General features: G+C 38.6%; 24 protein-coding genes. 10 read left to right on the forward strand and 14 right to left on the reverse strand.

Features of this window, described 5'->3' with window-relative positions; all coding sequences use genetic code 11:
• The first annotated feature begins 100 nt into the window (after positions 1 to 100).
• Together A3I7_RS0104295 and A3I7_RS0104300 are read left to right on the forward strand one after the other, a co-directional pair.
• Positions 101 to 838 carry a polyphosphate polymerase domain-containing protein gene (locus tag A3I7_RS0104295; protein ID WP_018375548.1) on the forward strand — a complete coding sequence of 246 codons (738 nt, stop codon included), beginning with the start codon at positions 101 to 103 and terminating at the stop codon, positions 836 to 838.
• Positions 839 to 850: 12 nt separating this feature from the next.
• A complete protein-coding gene (locus A3I7_RS0104300; RefSeq protein WP_018375549.1) occupies positions 851 to 1,537 on the forward strand; it encodes a DUF4956 domain-containing protein in 687 nt (228 codons plus the stop codon).
• Between the two features lie 574 nt (positions 1,538 to 2,111).
• Here A3I7_RS0104300 and A3I7_RS0104305 read toward each other — a convergent pair.
• On the reverse strand, positions 2,112 to 2,492 hold the full coding sequence (locus A3I7_RS0104305; RefSeq protein ID WP_018375550.1) for a hypothetical protein: 381 nt from the start codon (positions 2,490 to 2,492) through the stop codon (positions 2,112 to 2,114).
• Complete coding sequence (locus A3I7_RS0104310) at positions 2,473 to 3,399, reverse strand: phosphodiester glycosidase family protein (protein WP_018375551.1); 927 nt, start codon at positions 3,397 to 3,399, stop codon at positions 2,473 to 2,475. The genes A3I7_RS0104305 and A3I7_RS0104310 overlap by 20 nt, the downstream gene beginning before the upstream one ends.
• Positions 3,400 to 3,662: 263 nt before the next feature.
• Here A3I7_RS0104310 and A3I7_RS0104315 point away from each other — a divergent pair, with 263 nt between their 5' ends.
• The 4 genes from A3I7_RS0104315 (at position 3,663) to A3I7_RS0104330 (ending at position 7,410) form a co-directional block, all read left to right on the forward strand.
• The gene (locus A3I7_RS0104315) at positions 3,663 to 4,349 is read left to right on the forward strand and encodes a phosphopantothenate--cysteine ligase (RefSeq protein WP_018375552.1); all 687 of its coding nucleotides are present in this window, start codon (positions 3,663 to 3,665) and stop codon (positions 4,347 to 4,349) included.
• A complete protein-coding gene (gene coaC / locus A3I7_RS0104320) occupies positions 4,342 to 4,881 on the forward strand; it encodes a phosphopantothenoylcysteine decarboxylase (RefSeq protein WP_018375553.1) in 540 nt (179 codons plus the stop codon). The genes A3I7_RS0104315 and coaC overlap by 8 nt, the downstream gene beginning before the upstream one ends.
• Positions 4,882 to 4,989: 108 nt before the next feature.
• Positions 4,990 to 5,559, forward strand: a complete 570-nt coding sequence (locus A3I7_RS0104325; RefSeq protein WP_018375554.1) for an ECF transporter S component — start codon at positions 4,990 to 4,992, stop codon at positions 5,557 to 5,559.
• A gap of 135 nt (positions 5,560 to 5,694) precedes the next feature.
• Entirely contained in the window at positions 5,695 to 7,410 is a 1,716-nt protein-coding gene (locus A3I7_RS0104330; protein WP_018375555.1) for a phospho-sugar mutase, read from the forward strand.
• A gap of 312 nt (positions 7,411 to 7,722) precedes the next feature.
• Here A3I7_RS0104330 and nox read toward each other — a convergent pair whose 3' ends face one another.
• From nox to A3I7_RS0104390, 12 genes are all read right to left on the reverse strand, one after another.
• A complete protein-coding gene (gene nox / locus A3I7_RS0104335; RefSeq protein WP_018375556.1) occupies positions 7,723 to 9,093 on the reverse strand; it encodes a H2O-forming NADH oxidase in 1,371 nt (456 codons plus the stop codon).
• 332 nt (positions 9,094 to 9,425) lie between these two features.
• On the reverse strand, positions 9,426 to 10,856 hold the full coding sequence (locus tag A3I7_RS0104340; RefSeq protein ID WP_018375557.1) for an NADP-dependent glyceraldehyde-3-phosphate dehydrogenase: 1,431 nt from the start codon (positions 10,854 to 10,856) through the stop codon (positions 9,426 to 9,428).
• A 251-nt stretch (positions 10,857 to 11,107) separates the two neighbouring features.
• A complete protein-coding gene (locus A3I7_RS0104345; RefSeq protein WP_018375558.1) occupies positions 11,108 to 12,841 on the reverse strand; it encodes an ABC transporter ATP-binding protein in 1,734 nt (577 codons plus the stop codon).
• Positions 12,841 to 14,568, reverse strand: a complete 1,728-nt coding sequence (locus tag A3I7_RS0104350; protein WP_018375559.1) for an ABC transporter ATP-binding protein — start codon at positions 14,566 to 14,568, stop codon at positions 12,841 to 12,843. The genes A3I7_RS0104345 and A3I7_RS0104350 overlap by 1 nt, the downstream gene beginning before the upstream one ends.
• Before the next feature lie 30 nt (positions 14,569 to 14,598).
• The gene (locus A3I7_RS0104355; protein ID WP_018375560.1) at positions 14,599 to 15,201 is read right to left on the reverse strand and encodes a lysozyme family protein; all 603 of its coding nucleotides are present in this window, start codon (positions 15,199 to 15,201) and stop codon (positions 14,599 to 14,601) included.
• Positions 15,201 to 16,178, reverse strand: a complete 978-nt coding sequence (locus tag A3I7_RS0104360) for a nucleoid-associated protein (RefSeq protein ID WP_018375561.1) — start codon at positions 16,176 to 16,178, stop codon at positions 15,201 to 15,203. The genes A3I7_RS0104355 and A3I7_RS0104360 overlap by 1 nt, the downstream gene beginning before the upstream one ends.
• Before the next feature lie 55 nt (positions 16,179 to 16,233).
• On the reverse strand, positions 16,234 to 17,484 hold the full coding sequence (gene glyA / locus A3I7_RS0104365) for a serine hydroxymethyltransferase (protein ID WP_018375562.1): 1,251 nt from the start codon (positions 17,482 to 17,484) through the stop codon (positions 16,234 to 16,236).
• Positions 17,485 to 17,551: 67 nt separating this feature from the next.
• Positions 17,552 to 18,145, reverse strand: a complete 594-nt coding sequence (locus tag A3I7_RS0104370; RefSeq protein ID WP_018375563.1) for an L-threonylcarbamoyladenylate synthase — start codon at positions 18,143 to 18,145, stop codon at positions 17,552 to 17,554.
• Positions 18,138 to 18,968 (reverse strand): peptide chain release factor N(5)-glutamine methyltransferase, encoded by an 831-nt coding sequence (gene prmC, locus A3I7_RS0104375; protein ID WP_018375564.1) that lies wholly within the window; start codon positions 18,966 to 18,968, stop codon positions 18,138 to 18,140. The genes A3I7_RS0104370 and prmC overlap by 8 nt, the downstream gene beginning before the upstream one ends.
• The gene (prfA, locus tag A3I7_RS0104380) at positions 18,968 to 20,047 is read right to left on the reverse strand and encodes a peptide chain release factor 1 (RefSeq protein ID WP_018375565.1); all 1,080 of its coding nucleotides are present in this window, start codon (positions 20,045 to 20,047) and stop codon (positions 18,968 to 18,970) included. The genes prmC and prfA overlap by 1 nt, the downstream gene beginning before the upstream one ends.
• A 15-nt stretch (positions 20,048 to 20,062) precedes the next feature.
• Complete coding sequence (locus A3I7_RS0104385; protein ID WP_018375566.1) at positions 20,063 to 20,533, reverse strand: GNAT family N-acetyltransferase; 471 nt, start codon at positions 20,531 to 20,533, stop codon at positions 20,063 to 20,065.
• 20 nt (positions 20,534 to 20,553) lie between these two features.
• Complete coding sequence (locus A3I7_RS0104390; RefSeq protein ID WP_018375567.1) at positions 20,554 to 21,144, reverse strand: thymidine kinase; 591 nt, start codon at positions 21,142 to 21,144, stop codon at positions 20,554 to 20,556.
• Between the two features lie 284 nt (positions 21,145 to 21,428).
• Between A3I7_RS0104390 and A3I7_RS0104395 the strand changes: the two genes are divergently transcribed.
• The 4 genes from A3I7_RS0104395 (at position 21,429) to A3I7_RS0104410 (ending at position 24,807) form a co-directional block, all read left to right on the forward strand.
• Positions 21,429 to 21,614: a 4-oxalocrotonate tautomerase gene (locus tag A3I7_RS0104395; protein ID WP_018375568.1), complete on the forward strand. Its 186-nt coding sequence runs from the start codon at positions 21,429 to 21,431 to the stop codon at positions 21,612 to 21,614.
• Between the two features lie 382 nt (positions 21,615 to 21,996).
• A complete protein-coding gene (locus A3I7_RS0104400; protein WP_026217125.1) occupies positions 21,997 to 22,935 on the forward strand; it encodes an FAD:protein FMN transferase in 939 nt (312 codons plus the stop codon).
• A 12-nt stretch (positions 22,936 to 22,947) separates the two neighbouring features.
• On the forward strand, positions 22,948 to 23,553 hold the full coding sequence (locus tag A3I7_RS0104405) for an NADPH-dependent FMN reductase (protein WP_018375570.1): 606 nt from the start codon (positions 22,948 to 22,950) through the stop codon (positions 23,551 to 23,553).
• 15 nt (positions 23,554 to 23,568) lie between these two features.
• Complete coding sequence (locus A3I7_RS0104410; protein WP_018375571.1) at positions 23,569 to 24,807, forward strand: NAD(P)H-dependent oxidoreductase; 1,239 nt, start codon at positions 23,569 to 23,571, stop codon at positions 24,805 to 24,807.
• Positions 24,808 to 24,825: the final 18 nt, after the last annotated feature.

The raw sequence follows: 24,825 nt of genomic DNA on the forward strand, positions 1-24,825 counted from the left end.
AAACTCTTTTTAAGAATCCATCAAGAAAACTTTCCTATACTTGGTTCATCACTTAACAATCAGATGATTGAGATGTGCAATTATACCTAAGGAGGCCTCTATGGCAAAACAATTAGAAACTAAATTTAAACGCATTGAAACTAAGTATATTTTAACCAAAGATGAACGAGACGCTATCATCTCTGACCTTAAAGAATATATGGTTGAAGATGATTACCCAACATCTTCTATTATGACAATCTACTTTGATAATGAAAATTTTGATATGATAAAAGATGCTATCGCTAAGAAAAATATGCGTGAAAAAGTTCGTATGCGCACTTATAATCCCAATCCGCAGTTAGATAGCCAGGTTTTTTTAGAAATTAAGAAAAAAGATAGAAACGGAGTAGGCCATAAGTTTCGTCTGGTATCTGAACCCGATGCTATTAATCAACTCATCACGGATGGAGCTGTAGATTCTCGTATCACCGACCATGCACTTATTGAAGAAATTCAAGAGTTGCGGCAACGATACTCTAATTTGAAACCGCGCATGTTAATTTGCTACGATCGTCTTTCCTTTAAGGAAAAGCATACCATAAAAGGACATTCAGCAAGTAATATCCGTTTGACAATTGACCAAAATCTAACCTATAGAGATAGAAATGTCAGTCTCTTTGATGGGAAAGCGGGTTACCCTTTATTGGATAATAACCATGTCATTATGGAAATCAAAGCACCAGGACACCAACCTCATTGGTTGAAAGAAATTTTAGACAAGCACGCCATTACGGCTGAAAAATTTTCGAAGTATAGCAATGCCTATCGCAAATCACAAGGCATCCTCTCGGTTTAAGGAAGTGGTAAGATGACCTCAACCTTATTTAATAGTGTTTTTACCAATTCGACAACAACTGTGGATGCAGGAATGCTATTGATAGCCTTACTTTGCAGTCTTCTTCTCGGAGCTTGCTTAGCCTGGGTTTACAAATATCGTACCTTCTATACCAGAGAATTCGTGATTACACTCACTATTTTACCCAGTCTAATAGCGCTTATCATCTTCCTTGTCAATGGAAACCTTGGGACTGGAGTTGCTGTGGCTGGAGCATTCACTTTGATACGTTTCCGTTCAGCCACAAGTGGCTCTCGAGAATTGCTGGCAATTTTCCTATCTATGATTATAGGAATTGCCTCGGGAATGGGATATTTGTTCTTAGCCATCACGACAACTCTCCTTCTTCTCCTAGTCTGGTTCACTTTAGAAAACCTAAAAATAATTTCAGAAAGTCAAACTAGACGTCACCTAACACTAACCGTTAATAATAATCAATTGATTGAAACTCAAATTGAAGACTTGCTTTCAAAGTCTTGTACAACTTGTGAGCTAGTATCTATCAACAGTCAGTCGTCAGGAGGACGCTTAAAATTCGTTTATGAAATTGACTTAAAACCTTCTATAACAGATTTCCAATTTATACAAAATTGTTCCTCACATCTTGATAATCCCGATATTGTATTAACTCGAAAGGGCAAAAAGAAGAAAAACCTATAAGAGGGTAAAAATGAAAACTTGCTAGTCAGAAACTGATTCGTTAATATTGGAGAACTTGACATTATAACAGACTATCAAATATGGACTACTGCTCGTCTCACAGCTAAAACAACACAAACACAATAAGAATAAGAATAAGCTAGACATTTTTGTCTAAGCTTATTTATTTTACATAAATCAATTTATGTAAACATTTGTGCTAAATAGGCACTCTTTCGTCTTTTATAATTTTATGTTGCGCTAAAATTTTTAATCTCCTAGCGTAATTACTTTGGGAACGGCAAAAAACAACCTTATTAAGATCATAAGTCAGCTTTAAGTTAGCGCTTCTCAAATTAGGAGTCGAAAAATACTTCATATCTCCATTAAAATCAGACTAGACTCGATAGTTTGGTAAAAGATTGTTGAAGATTGGAAATATAGTGAACGTCGTGTCAGCTAGATTTGAATTTGATTTTTAATGTAGTAGAAATTGTTGCTTAACAGTGGTTATCTCCTTCTCAAGAAAAAGAATCGCAGTCAGTAGTGAGTAAAAAAAACAGGTTCTAATGTGAACCTGTCCAAATCTTGTAGTTTATTTTGTTTTTGCAAAACCCGTTAGAAGGCTTACAGCGAGAAATCCTACTGCCACATACCAATAAGGCATATCAACAGTTGTTGTTCGTCCTGAGACTTCCACAATTCCTTTAATTAAACAAGCGCTAACTATCACAGCGATGGCTGAATTAAAAAGTAAGAGAGACGCCCGTGTTTTAATCCAACTAAGATTGAAACCTGATAAAAAAGAAATAACAGCAGCAACTAACGGTGCTATAAACATCCCTCTCATGTAGAGTGATGATTCTCCAAAGCTGAATTTTTCATAAACAATCGTAAAAATGATTAAGAATATAGTCAAACCAAAGTAAATCAGACTAGCTTTTCCAAATGTTTTTTTAGTAACCGATGTAAACAATATCACTCACCGCCCTTTCTGAAATCCTATTACCATTTGTCGTTGGTTTATTAACCACCTGACCGTTAAAATACATGGTAGATGAGCCACCACCGTCGAGGTTGTATGCCGTTGTCACACCATATGAAGTCATCAGTTCTGCCATTTCATAAAGTGTCAGACCCGAAGACTCACTTGTCCGCCCATCTGAAACAATCACAATGTAGTGAAGACTGCCATCGTCAGTTTCAATTATACCAATAGCTGTACGTGGATTATCAGTCATGGCCTGACCGACTTCTTCTGATTCAGAAACTGCAATTTTTCCATTCTCTACTAGAGTAGGACTGAAAGCGAAGGTATTAACAACACCAGAATCAAGTAATTCTTGCGTAGTGGTATCACTTTCATTGAAGGTTTCAAAATGCCCATCCGAATAGATAGCTAAATCATCGTAATCGCTTTGACGCGATGTACTCCTATAAATGACACCGTTTTTGATGACATACCCAGTCTCATTGGCACCATAGTAATCGCCATTGATTGCAAAAATGGCATTATTTTCTGATGCAATATTTGAGGTGGTCTCAGTAATGTTGGTTCCAAAGGTATTTTGGGCTAAAGCTGTTTTCAAATAGTCTGCACTAGAAAGCGTAATATCAGCCACATAATAGGTCGTATCACTGGTTTGTCCCGTTGTAATTGTCACGGAAATATTGTCGTCCTGATAAGAAGTATCACTCTGCGTCACTTGACCAGTTGAACTAGAGGCCGTACTACTTACTGAATTAGTTGACGAGGATGTGGTAGCTGTTACTGTTGAAATGGCTGAAGGGAGTACAAAGACCTTAAGTAGCGAATAGGTATTCGCCCCTAACAAGATTGTAGAAAATAGGATAGCGTAACCATGCCGCTTTAGAAATCTCATAATATGTCAATCCTTTCGATTTAAGTTGCAACTATTCTACCTAACTCAACTGAACTTTTCCTAAAAAATCCCTCAAAGAAACCTTAAACTTCCTCTATTCGATTTTATAGGAAATCAGATATTGTTACCCTGATTTGATGTGCTTCGGTTCTATGTTACACGCTCTGACACAAAATGATATTCTCTTTACTTTCATGTTTAAGGATAAGTTTGAAAATCTCCAAATAGTTGCTTTCGGAAGCGTTTTTTTGTAAAATACAACTATGAAAATTTTGATTACTTCAGGTGGCACAACAGAAAAAATTGATGCTGTTCGCGGAATCACCAACCATTCAACTGGCACTTTAGGAAAATATATTGCTGAACTTTTTTTAAATAATGGACATGAGGTAAGTCTGGTGACTACAAAATCTGCTGTTAAACCAGCGGAAAATCCAAATTTGAAAGTATATATTGTGGATAACGTTGCTACTCTCATGGATACTTTAAAACCACTTGTCAAAACACATCAGGTACTCATTCATAGCATGGCTGTCTCTGATTATACGCCTGTTTACATGACAGATCTTTGCGAAGTAGAGAAATCTGACAACATCGCTCAGCTACTAACCAAAAAAAATACTGAAAATAAGATTTCTTCAAAATCTGACTATCAAGTGCTGTTCCTTAAAAAAACGCCTAAACTTATCAGTCTTGTAAAAGATTGGAATCCCCTGATTCAATTAATTGGCTTCAAACTTTTAGTCGGAGTGACAAAAGAAGAATTACTTAATGTTGCCCGCGAAAGCCTACAAAAAAATAAAGCCAGTTATATTCTGGCAAATGATTTGACAGAAATTACTCCTAATCAACACCATGCTTTTCTGTTGTCTGAAGAAAGTGTTGAGGAAGTTTGGACTAAGGAAGCTATTGCAAAACTACTCTACAAAAAGGTAACAACAGATGACTAAGACAATATTATTAGCTGTATCAGGCTCAATATCGGCCTATAAAGCAGCAGACTTAACCAATCAACTAACCAAATTGGGATATGATGTTCATGTTCTAATGACTGAGGCAGCCACAAAGTTTATCACACCACTGACACTGCAAGTCTTATCAAAAAATCCCGTTTACTTAGATGTCATGACAGAAGATAAGCCACAAATTATCAATCATATAGAACTAGCAAAACAGGCAGATTTATTTTTGCTTGCCCCTGCTTCTGCTAACACGATAGCTCATCTAGCGTATGGTTTTGCTGACAATATGGTTACTGCGACTGCTCTTGCTCTTCCAACAAAGACACCTAAGCTTATAGCACCTGCAATGAATACGAAAATGTATGATAATCCTATAACGCAAAACAATTTAAAACAATTACATGAGGTAGGTTATCAGGAAATTGTTCCTCGCTCTAGTCGGTTAGCATGTGGCGATGTTGGACGAGGTGCATTAGCTGATTTAACAACTATTTTAAAGGCGGTACAAGCTATTTTATAACTAGTCATAGTTATTTTCTATATGAAAAGCACTTGTCAAGACACCTATAAAGTCATATAATATAAACCAGTTAATCTAAAAGGTTAACAAAAGAAATAGGAGAAAACTATGAAATCTAAAAAATCATCTAACGTGGCAACTATTGCCATCTTTTTTGCTGTCATGTTGGTCATCCATTTCTTGACTAGCATGATTTTTAATCTTTGGCCAGTGCCTATTAAACCAACATTGATCCATATTCCTGTCATAGTTGCTTCCATTATCTATGGCCCGCGTATCGGAGCAATTCTCGGTGGGCTTATGGGAATTATCAGTGTAGTGACTAACACCGTTGTTCTACTTCCAACCAGCTATCTCTTTTCACCTTTTGTTGAAAATGGGACAATAGCTTCGCTGATTATCGCCATGGTGCCTCGTATTCTTATTGGAGTCACACCGTATTTCATCTATAAATGGCTGCGCAATAAAGTAGGTTTGACTCTGGCTGGCGCTGTTGGGTCAATGACAAACACCCTCTTTGTACTTGGTGGTATTTTCATTCTCTTTTCAAGTGTTTACAATGGCGATATAAAAGCTCTTCTAGCTGTTGTTTTTGGTGCTAATGCCCTTATTGAAATGATTATTTCGGCAATCATCACACTAGTGTTAGTTCCAAGTTTACTGAAAATTAAAAAATAATTTATGAAAATCACGGAAAAGCGTGATTTTTTTCTTACATAATGGTATAATGAAAGCGATTAGAAAATCATAATTCGAACATCTCAGCAAGGCAAACTTACTGTTGAGGTTTCTTTTTAGGAGGAGTTGCATTTTATGACTTACACTGAAAATTATCAAAAATGGCTTAATTTCGCCGAACTTCCAGACTATCTTCGCGAAGAGCTGGTAGCCATGGACGAAAAAACAAAAGAAGATGCCTTTTATACCAATCTTGAATTTGGTACTGCGGGTATGCGTGGTTATATCGGTGCAGGTACAAACCGCATTAATATCTATGTTGTTCGTCAAGCGACTGAAGGCTTGGCTAAGTTGATCGAAACAAAAGATGAAGCGACTAAAGCTCGTGGTGTTGCTATTGCATACGATTCACGTCACTTCTCTCCTGAATTTGCCTTTGAATCTGCTCAAGTTTTGGCTAAACATGGTATCAAATCTTATGTTTTTGAATCTCTTCGCCCAACTCCAGAACTATCATTCGCAGTACGTCATTTGGGAGCATTTGCTGGTATCATGGTAACTGCAAGTCACAACCCTGCTCCATTTAACGGTTATAAAGTTTATGGCGAAGATGGGGGACAAATGCCACCTGCTGATGCTGATGCCTTGACAGACTTTATTCGTGCCATCGATAACCCATTTGCTGTTGAATTAGCTGACCTTGAAGAAGCTAAGGCTTCTGGTCTCATTACAGTCATTGGTGAAGCTGTTGATGTTGAATACCTTAAAGAAGTTAAAGATGTTAACATTAACCAAAAATTAATTGACGAATATGGTAAAGACATGAAGATTGTTTATACACCTCTTCATGGTACAGGTGAAATGCTTGCACGCCGTGCTTTGGCTCAAGCAGGATTTGAGTCTGTTCAAGTTGTTGAAGCGCAAGCAAATCCTGATCCTGATTTCTCAACTGTCAAATCACCAAATCCAGAAAGCCAAGCTGCCTTTGCACTTGCAGAAGAGATTGGTCGCCAAGTAGACGCTGATGTACTTGTAGCAACTGACCCAGATGCTGACCGCCTCGGTGTTGAGATTCGTCAACCAGACGGCTCATATAAGAATCTATCCGGTAACCAAATTGGTGCAATCATTGCTAAATATATCTTGGAAGCACATAAAACTGCAGGAACACTTCCTGACAATGCCGCACTTGCTAAATCAATTGTGTCAACTGAGTTGGTAACGAAGATTGCCGAAAGCTATGGTGCAACCATGTTTAATGTCTTGACAGGATTTAAATTCATCGCTGAAAAGATTCAAGAATTCGAAGAAAAACATAATCATACTTACATGTTTGGTTTTGAAGAAAGCTTCGGCTACCTTATCAAACCATTTGTACGTGACAAAGATGCTATTCAGGCCGTTTTGATTGTGGCTGAAATTGCAGCTTATTACCGTTCACGTGGTTTGACATTGGCAGATGGTATTGATGAAATTTACAAGGAATACGGCTATTTTGCTGAAAAGACCATTTCTGTTACTCTGTCAGGTGTTGATGGTGCCGCTGAAATTAAGAAGATTATGGATAAATTCCGTGACAATGCACCAAAACAATTTAACAATACTGATATCGTTAAAACAGAAGACTTCCAGGCACAAACGGCAACTACTGCTGCTGGTGTTGAAAAATTAACAACTCCTCCAAGCAATGTCCTTAAATACACTCTTGCGGATGATTCTTGGTTTGCTGTACGTCCTTCAGGAACAGAACCAAAAATTAAATTCTACATTGCAACAGTTGGTACAGATCTTACTGATGCAGAAACCAAGATTGCAAATATCGAGGCAGAAATCAATGCCTTTGTAAAATAATATGTTGTCCTAGCTAGCTATTATCTAGAGGTTGAGTTCGTCTCTCCATCTCTGTAATTTTCACAGTGGTAAAAAACGTCACGCAGACATATGTTGCCCCCAAGAAGTTACTTTTTCTGTCTAACTTTTGGGGGCTATTTTTAGGCCCACTGTCACCCCACTACAGTTGACAATGAGCCAAAATAATCTTATCACAACTAAAAAACGGCTTTAAAAGCCGTTTTTAGAATGTCATTATCAAAATCAGACCAGAGACCTGCTGCTATACAGAGAAGTGACTCAACAATGTGATGGTTTGATTCTCAAAGAGTATTAATCCTTTGCACCAAGCGCTGCCATAGTGATATAGTTATATGGTTTATTGAAATGTGGCAAGAAGAAAATATCTGTCAGAGCTAGTTTTTCAATTGTAACCCCTTCTTGAATGGCAAGAGAGAACATGTGGATCCCCATTGAAATATCCTCAGTAGAAGCTAGTTGAGCGCCCAAGATACGACGTGAGTCCTTATCATAGACAATCTTGATGGTTACAGGGAAATTACTGTGTTCCATAAATTCTGGTTTTTGATTATCTGTATATTCCGTAACGACAGCATCAAATCCCAGACGCCTAGCTTTTTCCAGTGTCAAACCAGTTGAAACCATATTTAAACCATAAATAGAAATACCATTTGAACCTTGGACACCAATCCCCTCAAGTTCTGTTCCACATGCATTATGTGCTGCAACGATACCCGTACGTACCGCATTGGACGCTAGGGCGATGTAATTTGTGTCTCTGGTTGCATTATCATAAATTGTAGCACAATCACCAATAGCATAAACACCAGGGATAGAGGTTTCTTGATGTTTGTTAACTAAGAAAGCACCATTGCGGAAACGTTCAATACCTTCACCTGCAAATGCTGTATTAGGTCGGAAGCCGACAGCAAGAATGACCATATCAACGTCGTATTCATTCTTATCAGTGATAATTTTTTCAACCTTATCTGTGCCAGCAACTTCTTTAACAGTTTCACCAAAGGCTAGCTTGATGCCATGGTCTTCCAAATTTTTAGACATCTTATCTGTCAAGTCACGGTCATAGTAACCAGCTAGACAAGTATCCGCTACGTCAATAAGGACAACTTCTTTGCCCTTGCGTTGGAATGCTTCTGCTAGTTCAACGCCAATATAACCCGCACCAACAACTGCGACACGTTTGATATCTTCATCTTTTAATTTTTCGATAACATCAGCAGCATTTTGGTAAAGTTTAACAAATTGAAGATTTTTTAAGGTTGCTTCAAATTCAAGTGAGCCTTCTTTGATAGCTGCCCCTTTAATTGGCGGCAAAACTGGTTGTGAACCTGTTGCAAAAATCAATTTATCATAAGTCTCAACATGTTCTTTACCATCAACAAGTGCCGTCACCGTCTTTGTTTCGTAATCAATTGTTGAAACAGGTGAATTCATATAAACCTTTGCGCCTAATTTTTCCAGTTCTTCTTTATTTGAATAGAAAAGACCGTCTCCACTAGAAATTTGTTCACCAATCCAAAGGGCCATACCGCAACCTAAAAATGAAATGTTAGAATTTTGATCAAAAACAACAATTTCATTAGCATCTCCATAGTTAGTCAACATAGTTTTGATACAGGCTGTACCAGCATGGTTTGCACCAATAACAACGATTTTAGACATAAGTAAAATCCTCTTTTCAGAATTATATTTGTTTTACCTTACTAATATACCATAGCTCTAAAACGCTTACAAGAAATATGCTCATCACTTCACAAAAAAATACATATATCCTTTCAGGTAAATCTTACGCTATTTCTTGACTTCTTTTCATACTTAGCTAAAATCAGTAGGTGACACCAATGAAGATAGAACTGGAATTCCTCAAATTAAGTCAACGAGGAATGTTTAGATATATTTCCGAAGAGTATAAATCAGGCAGCCATATCAAGAGAATTATGAAGTATGACGCCTCAAAAAAGAGATGGTACTATATGTCCATCTCTAAATTCATCTTATTTGGCAATGTCAAAGACTGTTGACTTAACAGTAGTCATAGCTTCAATAGAATATTTCACACCTTGTGTACCAGCACCAGATTTCTTAGCACCTAAGAATGGGAAGTTATCTGTACCACGTTGTGTTTTATTATTGATATGAACAGTACCTACTTCAAGCTGTTCAGCAATCTTGAAGGCCAATGGGAAGTTATTTGTAAAGACAGCAGCCTGCAAACCATATTCAGATTGATTTGACAAGTCAATAGCTTCCTCAACAGAGTTGACACGAATAAATGGTAAAACTGGACCGAATGGTTCTTCCCAAGCCAAATCCATATCAGTTGTCACATTATCAAAGACTGCAGGATAGATTGTATTTCCTTCGCGTTTTACATCAGTTGTTGCTTTAGCGCCTTTGTCAAGCGCATCTTTGATAAGACCTTCAACAAAATCAGCAGCTTTAGTATCAATCAACGGAGTGATATCTGCATCATCTTCTGGCATACCAACAGTCAATGCTTTAGTTAACTCAGTTACTTTTGCTACCAATTCGTCAGCGACAGTATTCATGACGAGGACACGTTTAACAGCTGTACAACGTTGGCCCGAGTAACCAAATGCGCCAGCAACGATATTTTTGGCTGCCAAATCAAGGTCAGCATCTTCCAGGACAATTGCTGAATCTTTACCACCAAGTTCTAGCATAATTGGACGCATACCAGCCAAACGACCGATATTTTCTCCAATTGGAGTCGAACCTGTGAAATTGATGTAGTTCACAGCTTTGTGTTCAACAATGTAGTCCCCGATTACAGAACCACGTCCAGTAATAGTATTGAACACACCAGCAGGAACACCGGCTTCAGCGAAGACTTCTGCCAAAAGCAAGCCTGAAATTGAACCTTGCGTTGGTGGTTTAAGAGCTACAACATTACCGCTGATGAGAGCAGGGGCAATTTTAGAACCGGCGAGGTTGATAGGATAGTTGAATGGTGAAATAGCAAGTACAAGACCTACTGGTTCGCGACGAACAATCGCAATTTTTTTCTTGCTAGCAGCTTCAAAACTTCCGCCTTCAAGAACCTCACCTTCCATGCGAAGTCCTTCTTCAGCAGCATAATTGATGATTTCAGCTGTACGAACAACTTCACTAACGGCTGACTTATAACCTTTAGCAATTTCTTTAGAGAGTACTGCACCAATCTTCTCAGCGTCACGCACCAAAATATCAGCAGCTTTATGAAGAATAGCTGCACGTTCGGCGTAAGATAGGGCACGCCAAGCTGGCTGAGCAGCCTTTGCAGAAGCATAAACATAATCAACTTCTTCAGGACTCATTGCTGGGACAGAACCTAATTCTTCACCAGTAGCAGGTGCGTAGATTTTAATTTCATCAGCTGAAAGCTTCCACTCACCATTGACAAGATTTTTGTATTGTTTAGTCAATTTTAATTCTCCTTTTACAGTGATAATTCTATTATATCCTATTTAAAAATTATTTCAATAATTTGACACGAAAAAAGTCAGAAAATTATGACATATTTTGTGAACTGAATTATTAAATATGCTTTATTATAAAAAAGTTGTTCATTTCATTTTATTAAAGCATGTAAATGCTAATTTTAACCGAATAAAATGCAATTTACTTGTACTTCTTCTTTCGTGTTAAATTCAGACTCTATATCAAATTAACAATATCAATTTTGTGCCATCAACATCTTATAGTACATCCCTTTATGCGCCATGAGTTGGTCGTGGGTACCGTGTTCAACGATATTTCCCTTATCCATGACCAAAATCAAATCAGCAGTACGAATGGTTGAGAGGCGATGGGCGATGATAAAACTAGTCCTGCCTTTCATCAATTTTTCAAAGGCCTCTTGAATAAGCGCTTCTGTCCGTGTATCAATAGAGGAAGTTGCTTCGTCCAAAATCAGGATTTTAGGGACTTTAACAAAGATACGTGCGATGGTCAATAGCTGACGCTGGCCTTGCGACAGAGAACTACCTGCATCAGCTAAGAAGGTATCATAGCCATTGAGCAACTGACGAATAAAGAAATCAGCATTTGCAGCCTTGGCAGCAGCAATAACTTCTTCTCTACTTGCATCAGGATTGCCATAAGCAATGTTTTCATGAATGGTTCCTGTTTTGAGCCAAGTTTCTTGCAGAACCATACCGATTTGTTGCCGTAGCTCTTCAACAGAATAATTAGTTGTCGGGACACCATCCAGCAAAATTTGTCCCTTATCCACTTCGTAGAAACGCATAAGGAGATTGATGAGAGTTGACTTACCAGCACCCGTTGGCCCAACGATGGCGATTTTAGAAGCTGCTGGAATGGTTAGGGATAGGTCTGTAATCAGTGGTAGGGACTTATCGTAGCTAAATGCCACATGTTCAAAAGTGACTTTCCCCAGAATTTTGTCTTCATCTAGCTCTGCTTTAGGCTGTAAAACAACAACCTCTTCATCCAAAATCATATAAAGACGTTCTGCACAAGCAATGGCGCTCTGCATTTCCGACAATACTGAGGAAATGTCATTAAAAGGTTTGGTATATTGGTTAACGTAGTTGAGGAAGGTTGTGAGTTGACCAACTGTGAAAGCACCTGACATAATGCGCAGAGCTCCAACTCCAGCCAGAAGTGCATAAATCAGACTGTTGATGAAGCGTGTTGATGGGTTGACCGTTGAGGAGTAGAAAATCGCCCCTTGTGAGTAGTCAGCGTAAGTATTATTGATAGTTTCAAACTGTTTAATAGTTTGTGATTGGGCGTTGAAATTTTGCAACAGGCTTTCTTGACGAATCATTTCTTCAATGTATTGCGTCTGCTGCCCACGTGATCGGGTCTGATTTTGATAGAGATGATAGCTTTTGTTAGCGATAAAACGGGCAACTAAAAGGGAAAGCGGTGTTAGAACCAACACAAGAATCAACATGAACCAATCAATCTCTGCCATTGTGATAACAGTGAATAGGATGGTTAATAATCCAACAAAAAATTGATTGAAAACCATAAGTAGACCGTTGCTGAGCTGCTCAGTATCAGTTGTAACCCGACTGACCAAATCACCAATACTTTTCTTATCTAAATAAGAAATAGGAAGTTGGTTAAGCTTCAGCATAACTTTTTGACGCAAGTCTGAAATCAGTCCAAAGACAAGGCGGTTATAGAGTAGAGGATTAAACCATTGAACCAACGTATTGAGCCCGATAACCAAAGCCATTCGTCCAAGAATTGGCAAAATAAGGCTGAGTGCTTGTGGTTTCAGGACAACGTCAACCGCCTTACCGATTAAAACAGGAAGGTAAACGGTAAGGCTAACTTGTGCAATGGTTCCTAGACTGGATAGGAATACGATTTTCTTTTGTGATAGGAGGTCTTTGATCAGACGTTTGCTAGTATCTGATTGTTGACGTGCTTTCATCAGCTGCCTCCTTTCTCATGTTGGGAATAATGAATAGCTTGATAAAGAGAATTGCTTGCTAAAAGTTCCTCATGCGACGCAAACCCTAACTGCTCTCCCTTGTTTAGAAGTAAAATCTTGTCCGCAGCTTTCAAACTATTGGTACGTTGTGAAATTAAAATTAGAGTGACACCTTCTAATTTGTCATGAATGGCTTGGAGGAGTTTAGCCTCTGTTAGATAATCCAGAGCAGAGGTTGAGTCATCCAAAATCAAGAAAGGGGCAGGCTCTACGAGGGCACGAGCAATGGTTAGACGTTGACGCTGACCGCCAGAGAAATTTCGTCCAAAAGCTTCTACTCCTGCATCCAACTGACCTTCTTTTTCGCTCACAAAATCACTAGCTTGCGCGATAGACAAGGCTTTCCAAAGTTCCTCGTCTGAAACATTACGAGAAACCCCAAGAGTTAGATTGGAGCGAATTGTTCCTTGGAAAAGCTCTGCTTTTTGCGGTACTACATGAACCCACGAACGCCAATCCCGTAACGATTTTGGTGTTTTTTTATTTCGAAAAATAGCCAAGCTGCCTTCTTGTGGTTGGTAGAGATGAGTTAGAAGCTGCACCAAAGTGGACTTACCAGCACCTGTTCCTCCAATAATTCCTAAAAACTGTCCAGGTTGCAACTCAAAAGATAAATGCTTCAAAGCTGGTTCGCCAGCATTAGGATAAGAAAATTGCACATCATCAACGACTAATGACAAATTTTTGTCAGATAATTCTTCAATAAACTCTTGTTCCAAATTTTCAGAGGGTTTCTCAAAAACCTCGGTTATCCGTTTAGCACTGATGAAGGACTGATTCAGCGAAGTAATCAACATGGTCAGCTTGAGCAATTCTGTTAAAATTTGTAGCAGATAATTAACCAATGCAATCAGCATTCCTTGTGATAGCAGGTTGTGATGAACTTGAAAATTTCCTTGCCAGATGACGATGATCAAGGTCACATTGACGACTAAATAAGTTAATGGTGTCACCAACGTTGATAATCTTCCTGCTTGTAGCTGCAAATTAGTATAGTCTTGATTGAGTGCTGAAAAGTTTTCTTCTTCACGTTCAACCTGACCAAAAGCACGAATAACTCTAACCCCCTCAAGTTGCTGGCGAGTCAGATTGACAACTTTATCAGTTGTTTGTCGGATTTTTCCGTAAAGTGGATTTAAAAGGCGTGAGGTAATAGCTACGATTGTAAAAAGGACAGCTACCATCACTAAAAACCAAAGTGTAATTTTAGGACTAATAAGATAAGCCATGATGATTGCCCCAAAAACAATAATAGGTGCTCTAAGAAAGAGACGCAAGAATTGGTTGATACCTGTTTGAATCTGGAAAGTATCACTGGTTAAACGAGTTACCAAGCTTGATGTTGTCAAGCTATCGCGTTCCTCCTTGCTTAGTGACATAACCTTGGCAAAGAGATCTCTGGTCAGTTGACGTGTATATCCTACGGCTGATTTTGCTGAAAAATATTGTGCCGTAATAGCCACCACAACACCAACACAAGCTAAAACAACCAAAAGGAAGAGCATCAGGTATAAATGTCCCTTATCTTGTCTTGGAATCGTCTTATCAACAATAAAAGCTATGATAATCGGCACTAATAATTCAAAGGATGCCTCTAATAATTTGAAAAGGGGACCTAAGATAGTTTCCTTAAGGTACCCTTTAAAATAACGACTTAAATCTTTCATTATTCTCTTTTCTAAGAAATCATAACCGCTTTAAAATGCGCTCATGATTTCAATCAAAAATAAATTAAAATGTACTTCTTGTGAGTAGTAGATATTTCCACCGTTACGATAGAGCTTTCCACCAGACAAAAGAGCAATGGGATGGCGATAAAAATAAGTCTCACCAGTCGTGTTTCCTAAACTTGGAGCAACAACATCACGAGAATAGGCTTTTGCTAGTTCAATGGTGTTTGTCCCGCCATTTTTAGCAACATAATCAATATAGGCAGTCCCAAAATTGTAGGCTTGCACTGCCGTCCAAACATCAACTTTTGCTTTGTTGGCTAAAGCCAGATTCTTGGATAACAAGGTTACCCCTTGCTTAATACTTGTTTGACTATCAGTGATAGAATTGGCGACACCATCAGAGCTTTCGCTAGACTGCATGACATCTACCTCCCCACCTTTAGTTTCTGTGTAAATCATAGCTAGTACCAACTCAACATTAGCTTGGGTGTCATTATTATCTAAAACTTCTTCTACCATGCTTTTATATTGAAGTACAGTGTGAACATTTTCATGGATGACATAAGTTTGATAGCCAATAAAAACTAACAAAAGAAGAGAAATAATTCGTCTCAAAACTTTAAACATTATTTATTTTGAATGTCCTCTATATTTTTTATCAAAATGGAATAAGTTCCATCTTGGTTTTGAATGAATTCTACCGAATCAGCATCTTCATAGACGCTATTTGGAACAATCAGTTGAATGCCGTTTGATAGCGACAATTTCTGATTTTCCAACTTTTTAGTTTGGCGAGAATGGTCAATGTCTGCTACTTTTATAGGCTCCGGAATATTTTCTTTGAGCTGGTCAACAAAAGTTAGGCGAGCGGTTAGGTTATCATCAAAAAGTTGGTCTGCTAATTTTTCAGGTGATAACTCCTGCTCCTCTTCCAAATTCTTGTAGATAGCTGATTTCATTTTGGATTGGAAAGCAAAGTCATCTTTATTGAAATTTTCAGCGATTTTTTGTGCAGCCTGCTCAACCATTTTAATGGATTTCTTAACAGATTGCTCAGGTTTAACCTGAAGTAAGTTTTCTGAAAAATAATTAGCAAAACTGCCATTATGCTTAATCCGCTTTTCAATCAAATAGTATTGACCTGTTTGTCGGTTAATAAGCAAAGCTTCATCAGGGGTTTGCGCCGCAGAAGGTAGATTATTCTGAGTGACCTTGATCGGACTCTGACTATCGCCAGAAAAGTGGGCAAAATTTTCTTTTAAGACTACACGGAGGAAGGCAAAATATTCCACACCATCTTTGTCAAACTGAATAAAAATCAAATCGTTGGTTTTTGGATCTTCAGCAATGACAAATTCTTCCTTCCAAAGCTGGGCAATTTTTACCGAAGTCTCCATCAAATCATCACTCAGATATGATAAAAAGACATTATCCGAATCAAATTGACCACGTTTAGCTTCGTCTGAAAAAACTTTAGCTAATTTTTTCCGGAAATACTCGTCAATCCTAGGTGTTAGTGTCAGCAGATTATCTGCTAAAATTAATTCAGTGTCGTTAGAACTAAATTGGTGAATAATAATACGTTTTAAATATAAATCAATCATACTCTTCAATAAAAGGATTCAGACTTGGTTAGGTAACCAAATCTGATCTCATTTCTTAATAAAGGGGATGAGCGTCAGTAATAGCTTTTACTTCCTGGCGGACTTCAGCCAAAACACTCTCATCTTGGTAGTTTTCAAGGGTTTTAATCATGAGTTCAGCAATTTTCTTGGATTCTTTGACACCAATACCACGACTTGTAATAGCTGCGCCACCGATACGGATACCAGATGTTTTGAATGGTGATAATGTTTCGTAAGGGATAGAATTTTTATTAAGTGTGATATTAACTGTTTCAAGGATATTTTGTGCTAATTTACCATTTTCGACAACTTTAGTCACATCCACAAGGAAAACATGCGTATCTGTGCCACCTGAAATTACACGGAAATCTGGGTGTTGATTGAAAACTTCTGCCATGGCTGATGTGTTAGCAATTACATGTTTGGCATATGTTTTGAACTCAGGATCTAGCGCTTCTTTCAGAGCGACAGCTTTTGCGGCAATAACGTGCATTAAGGGGCCGCCTTGAAGACCAGGAAAAACAGCAGAATTAATCTTCTTCGCCAAGGTCTCATCGTTTGTCAAAATTAAGCCACCACGAGGTCCACGCAACGTTTTGTGAGTTGTTGTGGTGGTGATATCCGCATACGGAACAGGACTAGGATGCTGTCCTCCAGCAACAAGACCTGCAATGTGAGCCATATCAACCATTAGGTAAGCACCCACTTCATCAGCAATTTGACGGAAACGCGGGAAATCAATAATGCGTGAGTAAGCCGAAGCTCCAGCTACAATTAGTTTTGGTTTGACTTCTCTAGCTAACTCTGCAATTGCATCATAGTCTAGTTCTTCTGTTTCTTTATTGACTGGATAAGACACAAAATGATAAGTTTTACCAGAGAAACTCACGGGAGCTCCGTGTGTCAAATGACCACCAGCTGCCAAGTCCATTCCAAGAACGGTATCACCTGGTTCAATCAAAGCCATGTAAGCAGCTGCATTAGCTTGTGAACCAGAGTGTGGCTGCACATTAGCATATTTAGCACCAAAGAGTTCTTTAGCACGCTCAATAGCGAGATTTTCAACGATATCAACACAGTCAGTCCCGCCATAGTAGCGTTTGCCAGGATAACCTTCAGCATATTTATTGGTTAATAAAGTTCCCTGTGCAGCCATAACAGCTTTGGAAACAATATTTTCTGAAGCAATCAATTCAATGTTGTTCTGTTGTCGCACTTCTTCGGCATGTACTGCGTCCCAAAGTTCTTGGTCAAATGCTTGGTAATTTTCTTTGTCAAAAATCATATCAAAACTCCATAAAATATATTATCAAGGACTGTAGCTTATAAATCACTACAATCAAAGCAAAAAGTTACTCAAAAATAAGTTCAGGAAGTGTACGAGTCAATTCTTCTTTTGTAATAGACCCCTGACGTAAGATACGTGCCTTCTCACCGGACAAATCCAAAATGGTTGAATCGAGCCCAGTCAAAGCGTTATCATCTTCAAATCCGCTGACCATTTCAGAAAATTGCTGCTGAATTTGTAAAAAAACTTTGCCACTTTCCTGTCCAGAAATATTGGCTGACGGACCTATAAGTGGTCCTGTTTTCTTAATCAGCTCCAAAGTCTTTGGATGGTTAGTTAATCGAAAACCAATTGTTGATAAGCCAGAATTGATCCAAGCTGGCACAGAATCATTAGCCTTCAATATGATGGTTAAAGGTCCAGGTAAATACTGATCATACAATTTTTTGAGGTACGGTGGCTGATCCTTGGAGTAGGTCAAAATAGTCTCGAAATCCCCGACATTGAGGTTCATTGCTTTGTCTCGTGGTCGTCTTTTGAGGGCATAAACATGCTCCACTGCTTGTTCATCCAAAGCCTTGGCAAATAAGCCATAGACAGTCTCTGTCGGTAAAATGACTGCACCACCAGTTTCTAAAATTTTCTCTAAGTCACACATTATCCATCACGACCATTCTATCTTTTCCAAAGTTGTCCTTTATGACCCGATATCTCTTTTCTGGGAAATACTGGGTTAGCAAATGTAGTAATCCCTCCCCCTGTTTGTAACCAATTTCAAAATAAAGCTTACCTTTAGGAGTGAGATGTTCTCTTGCTTGTTCTATAATTTTTCGATAGATAGCAAAACCATTTTCATTGGCAAAAAGTGCCAAATGTGGCTCAGAAGCTAGAACATTCTGCCCTACTTCGTCTTTGTCACGATATGAGATATAGGGTGGATTTGAAACAATGACATCAAAAGTATCTGGAATTTGACTAAAAACATCAGACTGGATAAATTGAATATCAACAGTATGAAAAGCAGCATTTTCTCTAGCCAAATCTATCGCCTGAGGTGAAATATCACTAGCAGTGATGCACCATTTAGGTCTTTCCTTCTTTAATGAGATAGCTATTACTCCACTTCCCGTTCCAATATCCAATAGTGAAATAGGTGCTTCGCCATTTTCCGACAAAATCAAGTCAACCAACTCTTCCGTTTCAGGTCGTGGGATAAGGACGCGCTCATCAACCGCTAGAGTCAAATCACGAAAATAAGCTTTTCCGGTAATATACTGGGGAGATCTGTGAGCCTTCAGTTCTCGAAAGATTTTGATAGCAAGTTTTTCGTCTTCCTTACTAATCTCTTGATTCTGATGAAGAATAAAATCCAAAAGAGACCAATTTTTCATCTCACGAAAGACATAGGTTAAATTTTCTGCGTCTTCTCCCACTAGCTCTAATTCTTCCTGATAAGCACTAAAAAGCTGTGCATAGTTCATTACTTATTCAACTCTTCCAGTTTCTTTGTTTGATCGTAAAGGACAAGTGCATCAACGACTTCATCCAATTTACCTGATAAAATAGTATCTAGTTTTTGTAGAGTCAGTCCGATACGGTGATCTGTCACACGATTTTGCGGAAAGTTGTAAGTACGGATTCGTTCGGAACGATCCCCTGTTCCGATGGTGGATTTACGTTCTGCATCTTGTTCATCTTGGGCGATTTGAGCAAAGTGATCTGCAACACGGGCACGAATAATTTTCATGGCCTTGTCACGATTTTTTTGCTGGGTACGCTCCTCCTGCATTTCAACCTTGATATTGGTTGGCAAGTGGACAATACGGACGGCTGTTGCCACCTTGTTGACATTCTGTCCACCAGCTCCTGAGGCATGGTATATATCGATACGCAAGTCCTTGGGATCAATATCATATTCCACTTCTTCCACTTCAGGCATAACTAAGACGGTTGCTGTTGAAGTGTGGACACGACCTTGACTTTCAGTCACTGGGACACGTTGGACTCGATGAGCTCCGGATTCATATTTTAGCTTAGAATAAACCGATTGACCAGAAACCATAGCGACAACTTCCTTGATACCGCCAACACCATTATATGAGGCTTCCATAACTTCGAAGCGCCAGCCCTGACTTTCTGCAAATTTTTGATACATTTGCAACAAATCACCAGCAAAGAGTGCGGCTTCATCGCCTCCAGCAGCTCCACGAATTTCCAAGATAATATTTTTATCATCATTAGGATCTTTAGGCAAAAGGAGAATTTTCAGTTGTTCTTCATAGTTTTCTTTGGCAACCTTAGCTTCTTTGAGTTCTTCTTTAGCCATTTCTTCTAAATCAGTGTCACCGCCAGCTTCTTTTATCATTTCTTCGGCATCGGCAATATTTTGAATGACTTGTTTGTACTCCCGATAAGTCGTAACTGTATCACGAGTGTTAGCCTCTTCTTTCGAAAGTTCCATAAAGCGCTTAGTATCTGAAACCACATCGGGGTCGCTAAGGAGTTCTCCTAATTCTTCATAGCGATCCTCGACCGCCTGTAATTGATCGTAAATATTCATTTAAGTCCTTTCATCTCATTTTTTATTTAAGTCATAAATTGCGACTAGCTCTACCTCATGTAAGTCACCAGTTTCAACAAAACCATAATTGAGATAGCAACATCTTGCATGCTTATTTTCTGGTTCATAAGAAACCCAAAGGAGATTAGACAACCCAGTAGATTTTAGGTTGTTTAAAACAGCATCCATAATTAAGCGAAAATAGCCTTTCCCCTGAAAATTTTGGTCTATCATTAAACGAAATAGGAGATAATTTCCCTTACTAATCCCAATATTTTCATCATAAGCCAGCATGACAAAGCCTATTAAATCAGTACCATCATAGATAGCATATGGCATAACACTATCACCATTCTTCTCATACACATAGGCTTCTGCTAGACTAACAGCGTTTGAGGCAATGAAATTTTCTTGTTCTTTGGAAACGCAAAGCGATAGAAGTTCCCAATAATTTTCGAGTGTAATATCTTTTAATTTAATAGTCACCCCTACCTCCGTTTCGACTATCAATATGCTTTTTCAACATCCTCTATCAGAGGTTGGAAATAATGCTTGCGGCAGACTGGGATATAGGTCTCGTTGCCGCCAATTTGAATCTGATTGCCTTCGTAAACTGGTTTTCCATTTTCTGTTCGAAGTACCATGGTTGCTTTTTTAGAACAAAATTGGCAGATAGTTTTTATCTCTTCAATTTTATCAGCCAGAAGCAAAAGTTCTCGCGACCCTTCAAAGAGGTGGTTTTGAAAATCATTTTTAAGACCAAAAGCCATGACCGGAATATCTAGATCATCAACGACACGCGCTAAATCATAGACATTTTCTTTCGATAAAAATTGACTTTCATCAATCAAGACACAGTATGGTTTTTCTGGTAAATTTTTGATGAAATTGAAGATATCCATGTTATCTGTGATAGCAACTGCCTCTCGACGCATACCGATTCGGCTAGAAACAATTCCATAGCCATCGCGAGTGTCAAGTGCAGAAGTCATAATCACAACAGGCTTGCCTTGTTCTTCATAATTATGAGCGACTTTGAGAATTTCAATAGTCTTGCCAGAGTTCATGGTGCCATATTTATAATATAATTGAGCCAAAAGAACATCTCCACCTTCTATCAGTATTTCACTATTTTATCATAAATTGAGTGATTTTTCAGTAAGTATTTTTAGATTTGTTACCGCAAATAAATACAGCATAAAAATTTGAAGAAATTATCCTCTAACCTTTTCCAAAATTAGGATTTAGATGCTTTCAAAAAATATTAGACTTTTTTCTTTTAGAAAACGATGAAGAAAATAACATCTTGCGTTTCATAGTTCAAGATAGAATGTTATATTTTATGATATAATAAGTGTATCAAAACAAAGGAGTCAAACTTATGCCATTTGTAAAAATAGACCTTTTTGAAGGCCGTACTGAAGAACAGAAAATTGAATTAGCCCGCGAAGTCACCGAGGTTGTTTCGCGCATTGCCAAAGCCCCAAAAGACGCGATTCATGTCTTTATCAATGATATGCCAGAAGGCACCTACTACCCACATGGCGAAATGAAAAAGAAAAATTAATCCTTCAGAACATCTCAAACAGTCTGTTAAAATCTGTTTGGTGTGTTTTTTAGTAAAACTCAAAGAAAATTTATTTTACTAATCCGTTGGATAGGAGATATTTGTCATATCATTGTAGGCAAAAAAACATCTGAATACGTTCAGATGTTTTGAAAGGAGATTATAAAAAGAAAGTTTATTAGGATTGTTTATAGTATAGAGAAAATTCCTTAAAAAAGACTTATACTCAAATTCAAATGTTGCTGACTTGATGAGTTTCAATTCTAACTGCATTGGTGCTGACTAGCCTGTTTTGGATGGAGTACTTATACATTCTTTATTTAACTTGATTTTAGGTATTCAAAGTATTATCATGGTGACAGAAATACATGGAGGTAACCACTTGCAAGAAAGACACAGCCTGGATATGATGGGTACGAGGATTGACTTGATGATTGAAGCTGAAAATGCAAAAGAACTGATGAAAGAAGCCTGCTATTTATTGGAAGTCTATAAAAATCGTTTTAGTGCCAACGACGAGGATTCTGAACTTGTGCGAGTCAATCAAATGGCTGGGATATCTCCTGTTAAAGTCCACCCTGAGTTATTTGAGCTCATCAGTGTAGGTAAATTCCATAGTTTACAGCACCCCTCTAATCTCAACATTGCTATTGGTCCTTTGGTGCAAAGCTGGCGCATTGGGTTTGATGATGCTAGGGTACCAGATGATATGACTATTCAGGCTACTGTTGCATTGACTAATCCTCAAAATATTCTCTTAGATGAAGCGCAGCAATCTATTTTTTTGACAGAAAAGGGGATGAAAATCGATCTTGGTGCTCTGGCTAAAGGATATATTGCTGACAAAATCATGACTTATCTCAAAAACAAACAAATCATCTCTGCTATGATTAACCTAGGTGGAAATGTACTTGTCTACGGGGTTAACCCGAAGCGTGAGAGTGGCGAGTGGTTGGTTGGTATACAGCATCCTCAAAAAAAACGAGGGAACAATCTCGGTATTCTACGTGTCAAGAATAAATCGGTCGTGACCTCCGGGATTTACGAACGCCATCTCAAGGTTGGTGACAAAGATTACCATCATATTTTTGATCGCAGGACAGGCTATCCGATTGAAACGGAAATGGCTAGTCTGACTATTGTCGCGGACAAATCTGTGGATTGTGAAATTTGGACTACACGTTTATTCGGGCTTCCGCTCTTGGAATCCCTTGCTACTATCCAGAAAACACCAGATATTGAAGGAATCGTGATTACACAAGATAACCGCATAGCAGTCACAGATGGTTTAAAACAAGATTTTCAATTATTATATTCCTAAGGAGGAACCGATATGAAACTTATCGCTATTGTTGGGACGAATTCAACAAAATCGACCAACCGCCAGCTTTTGCAATACATGCAAACGCATTTTGCGGACAAGGCTGACATTGAACTCGTTGAAATTAAGGATTTACCTGTATTCAACAAACCTGCTGACAAAAAAATCCCTGAGTTAGCTTTAGAAATCGCTGATAAAATTAATGCAGCAGACGGTGTTATCATCGGCACACCAGAGTATGATCACTCTATTCCTGCTGTATTGATGAATGCTTTAGCTTGGCTTTCATACGGTATTTTTCCTCTACTTAACAAACCTGTCATGATTACAGGTGCATCTTATGGAACCCTTGGTTCTTCACGTGCACAATTACAACTCCGTCAAATCTTAAATGCTCCAGAAATTAAGGCAAATGTTTTACCTGATGAATTTCTGCTGTCACATTCTTTGCAATCCTTTGATAGGCAAGGTAATCTGGTCGATCTTGACACTATTCAAAAATTGGAAGCGATTTTTGATGATTTCCGCCTTTTTGTTAAAATCACCGGAAAATTGTCAAATGCGCAAGAATTGCTACACAAAGAAGCTGAAAACTTTGACTGGGAAAGCTTATCATAATTTGGAGGAAAACTAATGAAATTTGTTGGACTTGTTGGCTCAAATGCTGATCAATCATATAACCGCATGTTATTGCAGTACATTCGCAGACAGTTTAAAACGAAATTTGAACTTGAAGTTTTGGAAATTGACGATGTGCCAATGTTCAATCAAGATAAGAATTGGAAAGAGAGTTTCCAATTGCGCTTGCTTTACAATAAAATCACACGTGCAGACGGCGTTGTCATTGCAACACCTGAACACAATCACACTATTACAGCTGCCCTGAAGAGCGTCCTTGAATGGCTTTCTTACGATGTGCACCCTTTTGATAGCAAACCTGTCATGATTGTGGGCGCTTCCTACTACGACCAAGGGACATCGCGTGCCCAAGTGCATTTGCGTAAAATCCTTGAAGCTCCCGGTGTTAATGCCTACGCGCTTCCAGGTAACGAATTCTTGCTAGGCAAAGCCAAAGAAGCCTTTGATGAAGCTGGAAATATTATCAACAATGGCACTGTGAAATTCCTTGAACAATGTTTGGATAATTTTGTGAAATATGTGGGGGTTGTCTCAACCTTGAAAAAACCAAAACCAATTGAACCTGAAGATTTAGATTGTAACCATCCAATCGCTACAACTGTCACGGAAGTTGACCCTGATGATCCTGACTGGGTAAATAAAGTTGCAGAAATCACTGGTGCTGTTTCGGGTAATACTTACGTCAAACTCGACCATGGTATCCTTACAGTTGATCAAATCAACATGTTCCTCAAGTCTATGCCATTTGAATTGACTTATGCTGATGACAACAATCAATTTCTCTACTACAATAATGCTCACCAAGATCCTGATACCATGTTTGCCAAACGCGTTCCAGAGCAATCTGGTAACCGCCTATCAACGGTTCACGATACATTACCACCTGCTCGTATGAAGAATGTTGAATGGGTTATCGGAACCCTACGCAATGGCGACCAAGAGTATGTGCGCATGCTCATTCCAAATCCCAACCCAGACGTGCTCAACACCCACAACTACCAAGCTATGTATTACGATGATGGTTCTTATGCTGGTATCAACGAAATCGTCTTCAACTTCAAACCTTGGTTGGATTGGTACTTGCAAACAACCGGTCAACGCCTTGTTGGTGGTTTTGCTGGACCTTCTACTCATGCTCACGCAGATGCAACCTCTGGTGCATCAAGTAGCGGCGGTCATGGTGGCGGAGAAGCTGCTGCGACAGATGCTGATTCTGGTGCATCGTCACATTGATAGAAAAAGCTATGAAAG

Source organism: Streptococcus orisratti DSM 15617 (assembly GCF_000380105.1).
Taxonomy (GTDB): Bacteria; Bacillota; Bacilli; order Lactobacillales; family Streptococcaceae; genus Streptococcus; species Streptococcus orisratti.